The sequence below is a fragment of the Spongiactinospora gelatinilytica genome, from assembly GCF_003236385.1.
In the GTDB taxonomy this organism is placed as follows: Bacteria; Actinomycetota; Actinomycetes; order Streptosporangiales; family Streptosporangiaceae; genus Spongiactinospora; species Spongiactinospora gelatinilytica.
In genome coordinates, this window is the sequence record NZ_POUA01000360.1 from 1 (window position 1) to 7,743 (window position 7,743).

Sequence of the window (7,743 nt, forward strand, 5' to 3'; positions counted from 1 at the left end):
GTACGAAGGCGGCGGCTCGGGCGGCTTCCACAGGGGTGAACGGCCGGTCCGCCCGACGCAGCCGTACCGCCTGACGGGGGCCGACCGGCACCGTGAGCTGCGCCGGGTCGAGCGGGCGCGTCTCCCCGGCCCGACCGGCCGCGCCACTGTACACCCAGCGGGCGCTGTCGGCGCGCAACAGTTCGGCCAGGAGTTCGGGCAGCCGCCACGGCACCGCGCGCAACCGCGCCGAAAGCAGCAACACCCGCGTCGGTTCATCCGTCTGCGCCGCAGCGGGAATCACCCGCCCACCACCCGGCATCCGCGACAAGACGGGCACCTCAGCCCAACACTCCTCCGCCGTACCGTCCAGCTCCGACCCGGCGGACATCTGCGGCGAGACCGGCATATCGGCGAACGACGCATCCGCTGAACCGCCCTCGGCCAGGCCGACTTCCGCCTCGGCGAAGCCGTCCCGCTCGCCGAGCGGCATCCGCCGCCGCGCGGGCGCCTCGGCCGAAGACCCGTCGCCCACGTCATCCACGGCCGGACCGGCACTCGCCGCCGGAAAGCCGTCGCCCTCACCGACCGGCATCCAGCCGGGGACCTCGGTGAAAGGGCCGAGCGTCGTGGTGTTCGGGCCTGGAGCGGCGGCCCCGAGAGGCAGGGCGGTGAGAGAGGCGCCCACCCTGTCATCGTGATCCGGATCGACGTGCCCCTTGCCGACCGGCGTGGCCTGTACGGGCCGTTCGTCCATGGTCGTGCGGATCCGCCAGAATGCCATGCGCTCTTCCCCCTCCGTCACCCCCAAGGGTGCCGCAGGGCTGTTACGCCCCTGCTACACGACGATGAGCCCGCCGTTTCGGCACACCGGACAACGTCTGAAAGATTCGGCGGGCGACCGCGAAAGGCCCCCGTGCGGTCATCACCGCCCGAGGACCGCGATCGCTCGCGCCGCGCGCCAGGGCGCGGCGCGTCAGTAAATGGTGCGGGGGGAGGTGCGCAGGCGCTCAAGCGCCTCGGCCAGGATCGCCGCGCCGTCCTTGTCGCTGCGGCGCTCCTTCACGTAGGCCAGGTGCGTCTTGTAGGGCTCGTTCCTCGGCGGCGCGGGCGGGTTGTTCTGGTCCTGCCCGGCGGGCAGGCCGCAGCGCGGGCAGTCCCAGAACTCGGGGACCGCCGCGTCACTGGCGAAGCTGGGGCGCGTCTCGTGCATGTTGGCACACCAGAACGGGACCCGGACACGTGGAGCCGCCTCGCCGCGCTCGGCCTCCCCCATCGGGCCGGCGCCGACTCGGCTGCCACGGATCGCGTTGCCACTACCCACGGATGAACTCCTCGCTCGATCGCCCCGCGACCACGCGGGGGAGAATCTCTGTCACAGGCCGCCCCTTTCGCGCCAGGGCGGCCGAATCCGGCCGTCACCGGCCCGCGACGGGGTCGCGGGCGGGATTCGGGCTCCGGTTTCAGGGGCGAAGTATCAGGCCCAGCGCGATGATGCAGATGAACCACACCGCGCCCGTGATGATGGTGAGCCGGTCGAGGTTGCGCTCGACCACAGAAGACCCGCCGAACGACGAGGAGAACCCGCCGCCGAACATGTCCGAGAGGCCACCGCCCTTGCCCTTGTGCAGCAGGACGAGCAGCACCATGAGCATGCTCGACAGGATCAGCGCGATGGAGATTCCGATTGTCACCGTAGACCTGTTCCCTTGTGCGCGTCCCCGCGTCCGGGGCGCGATCCCTAACACGACGTCGCCGGCGTGACGATTCAAACCTGCTCTACGAGGGTACGACGCGAACACGCGCCGCACCCTCCGAACGGCTTAGTTAACCTGACAATTCGCCAAAACGGCAAATTTTCACAAACTCCGCGGGATCAAGACTGGCGCCACCGACAAGAGCGCCGTCCACGTCGGGCATCGCCATGATCCCGGCGACGTTGTCAGACTTCACCGAGCCACCGTAAAGAATACGGATCGCGGCGGCGACATCGCCGTCGTACAGCTCGGCGAGTCGCACACGCAGCGCCCCGCAGACCTCCTGCGCGTCTTCGGGGGTGGCGACCTCACCGGTACCGATCGCCCAGACCGGCTCATAGGCCACCACCAGGGAGGCGGCCTGCTCGGCGGTGACCTTCGCCAGCGCGCCGTCGAGCTGGGCGACGCTGTGCGCCACCTGGCCGCCGGCCTGACGGACCGGCAGCCCTTCGCCGACGCACAGGATGGGCGTGAGCGAGTGCCGGTACGCCGCCAGGACCTTGGCGTTGACGAGCTCGTCGCCCTCGCCGTGGTACTGGCGCCGCTCGGAGTGGCCGATCGTCGCGTAGGTGCAGCCCAGCTTGGCGAGCATGGCCGCGGAGATCTCGCCGGTGTAGGCGCCGGAGTCGTGCGGGGACACGTCCTGCGCGCCGTACACGATGCGCAGTTTGTCACCGTCCACGAGGGTCTGCACGCTGCGCAGGTCCGTGAACGGCGGTAGCACGGCCACCTCGACCGCGTCGAAGTCCTTGCCGGTGAGCGAAAAAGCCAGCTTCTGCACATGGTTGATGGCCTCAAGGTGGTTGAGGTTCATCTTCCAGTTACCGGCGAACAAGGGTGTGCGCGCCATGATCGTCAGTCCTCCAGCGCTGCGAGACCGGGCAGGGTCTTGCCCTCAAGGTATTCCAGGCTGGCTCCGCCGCCCGTGGAGATGCGGGAGAACCCGTCTTCGGGGAAACCCAGCGTGCGGACGGCGGCGACCACGTCACCGCCGCCGACCACGGTGAAGGCGTCGGACGCGACCAGTGCCTCGGCCACCGCGCGGGTGCCTCCGGCGAACGCGTCGAACTCGAAGACGCCCATCGGGCCGTTCCAGAACACCGTGCCCGCCCCGGCCAGCTTGGCGGCGAACAGCTCACGGGTGCGCGGGCCGATGTCGAGGCCCTCGCGGTCGGCCGGGATGGCCGTGGCGTCCACCACCTCGTGCGGGGCGTCGGCGGCGAACTCCGTCGCGGCCAGCACGTCCACCGGCAACACCAGCTCCACGCCGCGCTTGGCGGCCTCGTCGATGAAGCCGCGCACCTGGTCGAGCTGGTCCTTCTGCAGGATCGAACCGCCCACCTCATGGCCCTGGGCCGCGAGGAAGGTGTAGGCCATGCCGCCGCCGACCAGCAGCCGGTCGACCTTGGCGAGCAGGTTGGCGATCACGCCGAGCTTGTCGGAGACCTTCGCGCCGCCCAGCACCACCGCGTACGGCCGGGCCGGCTCGACGGTGAGCCGGCGCAGCACCTCGACCTCGGCCAGCACCAGGCCGCCCGCCGCGTGCGGCAGGATCTTCGGCACGTCGTAGACGCTGGCGTGCTTGCGATGCACCGCGCCGAAGCCGTCGCCGACGTACAGCTCGGCCAGGGCGGCCAGCTTCGCGGCGAACGCGCCGCGCTCGGCGTCGTCCTTGGACTCCTCGCCCGGCTCGAACCGGAGGTTCTCCAGCAGCGCCACCTGGCCGTCGGCCAGGCCGTCCACCGTGCTTCGCGCGGACTCGCCGACCACGTCGGCGGCGAAGGCGACCTCCCCGGCGACGCCCTCGGCGGCCAGCAGCTCACCGAGGCGCGCGGCGACCGGCCGCAGGGAGTACTTCGGGTCGGGCGATCCCTTGGGCCTGCCCAGGTGGGCGCAGACGATGACCCGCGCGCCGCGGGCGGCGAGGTCTTTGATCGTCGGCACCGAGGCCCGGATCCGGCCGTCGTCGGTGATGGTCTCCCCGTCGAGCGGCACGTTGAGGTCGGCGCGTACCAGGACGCGCCGCCCCTTCACGTCGAGTTCGCTGGCCGCGCGCATCAGAGGTTCGCGCCCACCAGCGTGACCAGGTCGGCCAGGCGGTTGGAGTAGCCCCACTCGTTGTCGTACCAGCCGACGACCTTGACCTGGTTGCCGATCACGCGGGTCAGGCCGGCGTCGAAGATGCACGAGGCCGGGTCGGTGACGATGTCGGCGGAGACGATCTCGTCCTCGGTGTAGGTGAGGATGCCCCGCAGCGGGCCCTCGGCGGCGGCCTTGAGGGCGCCGTTGACCTCGTCCACGCTCACCTCGCGCGAGACCTCGACGGTCAGGTCGGTGGCCGAGCCGGTCGGGATCGGCACGCGCAGCGCGAAGCCGTCCAGCCTGCCCTTCAGCTCGGGCAGCACCAGACCGATGGCCTTGGCCGCGCCGGTCGAGGTCGGCACGATGTTCAGCGCGGCGGCCCGGGCCCTGCGCAGGTCCTTGTGCGGGCCGTCCTGGAGGTTCTGGTCCTGGGTGTAGGCGTGGATGGTGGTCATCAGACCCTTCTCGATACCGAAGGTGTCGTTGATGACCTTGGCCATCGGGGCCAGGCAGTTGGTGGTGCAGGAGGCGTTGGAGATGATCGTGTGCGCGGCGGGGTCATAGAGCTCGTGGTTGACCCCCATCACGATCGTGACGTCCTCGTTCTTGGCGGGGGCGGAGATGATGACCTTGTTCGCGCCGTTGTCGGCGTGCACCCTGGCCTTGCTCGCGTCGGTGAACAGGCCGGTCGACTCCACGACGACATCGACGCCGAGGTCGCCCCACGGCAGCTTGGCGGGGTCGCGCTCGGCGAACGCCTTGATGGTCTTGCCGTCCACGTTGATCTCGTCGGCCGAGGACTTCACCTCGTACGGCAGACGGCCAAGGATGCTGTCGTACTTGAGCAAGTGGGCGAGGGTCGCGTTGTCGGTCAGGTCGTTGACCGCAACGATCTCGATGTCCTTGCCGCTTGCCGCAACTGCACGCCAGAAGTTGCGGCCGATACGGCCGAAGCCGTTGACGCCTACGCGGATGCTCACGGCACCGATCTCCTCGTACATCGGGGTGCGCCGGACCGGGACCGGCGCTGTCCACAGCTTATGAATCTCAATCACGCACCCTATCGAACTTAAATTGGTGTAGACCACTTCTGGGTCCCCGATTGAGATCGTGGTTCCCGGACGCGTGGGGCAGCGGTGAAGTAGAGTGCCCGCCCTGTCCATATTCACGACAACTGTCCGAGGAACCCCCCATGGCACACAGCGACACCACACCCCGATCCGGCCTCGTCGCCGGGATCGCGGTCGGCCTCATCGCGACCGTGGTCGGGGCGGGCGCCTACGGCGCGATAGTCGTCATCACCGGTCGCGAACTCGGCATCGCCGCGATCGGCATCGGCGCCATCATCGGCGTGGCCATGATGGCCGTGCGGCCCACCAGCCCGGTACTCCCCGCGCTGGCGGCGCTGTTCGCCCTCATCGGCTGCGCCCTTGGCCAGATCGGCGCCGTCACCCAGCTCCTCATCAACGAACTGGCCAAGGAGAACATCACGATGGGCCACGCCGAGGCCCTGACGAACGTCATCGGCGGCTTCGGCGCGTTCATCGGCGAAAAACCGATCATCCTGCTCTTCTGGGTGATCAGCGCGGCGGCCGGGTTCAGCTTCGTCAACAACAAGGTCAAGGCCGCACGCGCCGCCCACCTGGAGCCCCAGGCGGGCGCCAAGGGCCCCGGCGGGCCGATGCCGGGCTCCTTCGGCGCGCCGGGTCAGGCCCCGGCGGGCACGCCCCCGCAGGACGGCGGGGCGAAGCACCCCGGCGCCTGACCGCCGCACAGCGCGACCCCGGGCGCCCCGGACCCCGCCCGCCCGGGCACATCGGCCACTACGCCGTCACGACGAGAGCATCTCGACCGTCAGATTGGCCTCGGTGTTGGGCACGCCCAGCTCCACCGCACGCTTGTCGGCCATGGCCAGCAGCCGCCGGATCCGCCCGGCGATCGCGTCCTTGGTGAGCGGCGGGTCGGCGATCTGCCCCAGCTCCTCCAGCGACGCCTGCTTGTGCTCGACCCGCAGCCGCCCGGCGATCACCAGGTGCTCGGGGGCGTCGTCGCCGAGGATCTCCAGCGCCCGCTGCACCCTGGCCCCGGCGGCCACCGCGGCGCGTGCCGACCTGCGCAGGTTGGCGTCGTCGAAGTTGGCCAGCCGGTTGGCGGTGGCGCGCACCTCGCGGCGCATCCGCCGCTCTTCCCAGGCCAGCACGCTGTCGTGGGCGCCGAGCCGGGTCAGCAGCGCGCTGATGGCGTCGCCGTCGCGGACCACCACGCGGTCCACGCCGCGCACCTCGCGCGCCTTGGCGTGGATCTTCAGCCGCCGCGCCGCGCCCACCAGCGCGAGCGCCGCCTCCGGACCGGGGCAGGTCACCTCCAGTGACATCGACCTGCCGGGCTCGGTGAGCGACCCGTGCGCCAGGAACGCGCCCCGCCACGCGGCCTCGGCGTCGCACGTCGCCCCCGCGACGACCTGCCGGGGCAGGCCGCGCACCGGACGCCCATGGTTGTCGATCAAGCCGGTCTGCCGGGCCAGTGCCTCGCCGTCGCGGTAGACGCGCACGACGTACCGAGACCCCTTGCGCAACCCGGCGGGCGCGAGGACCAGGACCTCGGCCTTGTGCCCGAAGACCTCCCCGATGTCCTTGATCAGCCGGCGGGCCGTGGCGTTGGTGTCGAGCTCGGCCTCGATCACGATGCGGCCGCCCACCAGGTGCAGGCCGCTGGCGAAGCGGAGCAGCGTCGAGACCTCCGCCTTGCGGCAACAGGGCTTGAGCACCGATAGGCGGCTCAGCTCGTCTTTCACCACACCCGTCATGGCCATGTGCGTTAGTCCTCCCCCATACAGACCCGGCTCACAGCAGTCTCTCGCACTCGCCGCGCGCGCTGACCAGGATCAACGCTTCTCATGGAAAATCTCGTCAAGGACCGATGCAAGACGTCGTGCATCGTGCCTGGGCGAGCCGTCGGACCTGGCGACCTCCGCCGTGACCAGCCGGGCGCCCATCGCGACCGCGGCCTTCTCCAGCTCCTCGTGGTCGTCGACCACCCCGGTGTCGGCGAGCACCACGTCCAGGTGCAGCGCGGGGGCGTGCTGCCGCAGCACCTCCAGGTGCTGCTGGGGGGAGAAGCCGTCGGTCTCGCCCTGCTGGGGGGCGAGGTTGAGCGCGACCAGCCGCCTGGCCCGCGTCTCGTGCAGGGCCTGGGCCAGCTTGGGGACCATCAGGTGCGGCAGCACGCTGGTGAACCACGAACCCGGCCCGAAGATCACCCAGTCGGCCTCCCGCACCGCCTTGATGGCCTGCGGCGAGGCCGGGGGGTCGGGCGGGACCAGCGAGATCGCCCGCACCCGGCCCGGGGTGGAGGCGCAGGCCACCTGACCGCGGACGGTCGAGATCCGGCCCTCCAGCTCCACCTCGGCCACGATGTCGAGCGGTACCGAGGCCATCGGCAGCACCCGGCCGTGCGCCCCGAGCAGCCGCCCCACCCAGTCCAGGCCGGCCACCGGGTCGTCCAGCAGCTCCCACAGGGCCACGATGAGCAGATTGCCCACCGCGTGCCCGTGCAGGTCGCCCTCGCTGCGGAAGCGGTGCTGCACCACCTCGCTCCAGGTGCGGCCCCAGTCGTCGTCGCCGCACAGCGCGGCCAGCGCCATCCGCAGGTCGCCCGGGGGCAGCACGCCGAGCTCCCGGCGCAACCGGCCGCTGGACCCGCCGTCGTCGGCCACCGTCACCACGGCGGACAGCTCAGAGGTCACCCGGCGTAACGCGGACAGCGAGGCGTACAGCCCGTGCCCTCCGCCGAGCGCCACCACCCGCGGCCCCGCGGCGACCCGGTAGGCCCCCGACGACTCGGGCGACTCCGATGGCCCGGCGGACCCCGGTTCGCCGGGCGCGGGCGAGGCCGACGACCCGGGCGGCTTCGGGCGGGCCGGCGG

The 7,743-nt window shown here is 71.1% G+C and carries 8 protein-coding genes and 1 pseudogene; 1 reads left to right on the plus strand and 8 read right to left on the minus strand.

Annotation, left to right across the window (positions count from 1 at the left end; translation table 11 throughout):
* The 6 genes and pseudogenes from C1I98_RS31515 to gap form a co-directional block, all read right to left on the minus strand.
* A pseudogene (locus tag C1I98_RS31515) lies at nt 1-763 on the minus strand (hypothetical protein); the annotation flags it as partial.
* Between the two features lie 192 nt (nt 764-955).
* On the minus strand, nt 956-1,303 hold the full coding sequence (locus C1I98_RS31520; RefSeq protein ID WP_111171012.1) for an RNA polymerase-binding protein RbpA: 348 nt from the start codon (nt 1,301-1,303) through the stop codon (nt 956-958).
* Nucleotides 1,304-1,442: 139 nt separating this feature from the next.
* Entirely contained in the window at nt 1,443-1,673 is a 231-nt protein-coding gene (gene secG / locus C1I98_RS31525) for a preprotein translocase subunit SecG (RefSeq protein WP_111171013.1), read from the minus strand.
* Between the two features lie 133 nt (nt 1,674-1,806).
* Complete coding sequence (gene tpiA / locus C1I98_RS31530; protein ID WP_438672124.1) at nt 1,807-2,586, minus strand: triose-phosphate isomerase; 780 nt, start codon at nt 2,584-2,586, stop codon at nt 1,807-1,809.
* Between the two features lie 5 nt (nt 2,587-2,591).
* Nucleotides 2,592-3,794, minus strand: a complete 1,203-nt coding sequence (locus C1I98_RS31535; RefSeq protein WP_111171015.1) for a phosphoglycerate kinase — start codon at nt 3,792-3,794, stop codon at nt 2,592-2,594.
* Nucleotides 3,794-4,798 (minus strand): type I glyceraldehyde-3-phosphate dehydrogenase, encoded by a 1,005-nt coding sequence (gap, locus tag C1I98_RS31540; protein WP_111171019.1) that lies wholly within the window; start codon nt 4,796-4,798, stop codon nt 3,794-3,796. Before gap ends, C1I98_RS31535 begins: the two co-directional genes overlap by 1 nt.
* Before the next feature lie 212 nt (nt 4,799-5,010).
* Here gap and C1I98_RS31545 point away from each other — a divergent pair, with 212 nt between their 5' ends.
* Nucleotides 5,011-5,583, plus strand: coding sequence for a hypothetical protein (locus C1I98_RS31545; RefSeq protein ID WP_111171016.1), 573 nt, complete (start codon nt 5,011-5,013; stop codon nt 5,581-5,583).
* Nucleotides 5,584-5,649: 66 nt separating this feature from the next.
* Here C1I98_RS31545 and whiA read toward each other — a convergent pair whose 3' ends face one another.
* A complete protein-coding gene (gene whiA, locus C1I98_RS31550) occupies nt 5,650-6,630 on the minus strand; it encodes a DNA-binding protein WhiA (protein ID WP_111171017.1) in 981 nt (326 codons plus the stop codon).
* A 72-nt stretch (nt 6,631-6,702) separates the two neighbouring features.
* On the minus strand, nt 6,703-7,620 hold the full coding sequence (locus tag C1I98_RS31555; protein ID WP_111171018.1) for a gluconeogenesis factor YvcK family protein: 918 nt from the start codon (nt 7,618-7,620) through the stop codon (nt 6,703-6,705).
* Nucleotides 7,621-7,743 lie beyond the last annotated feature (123 nt).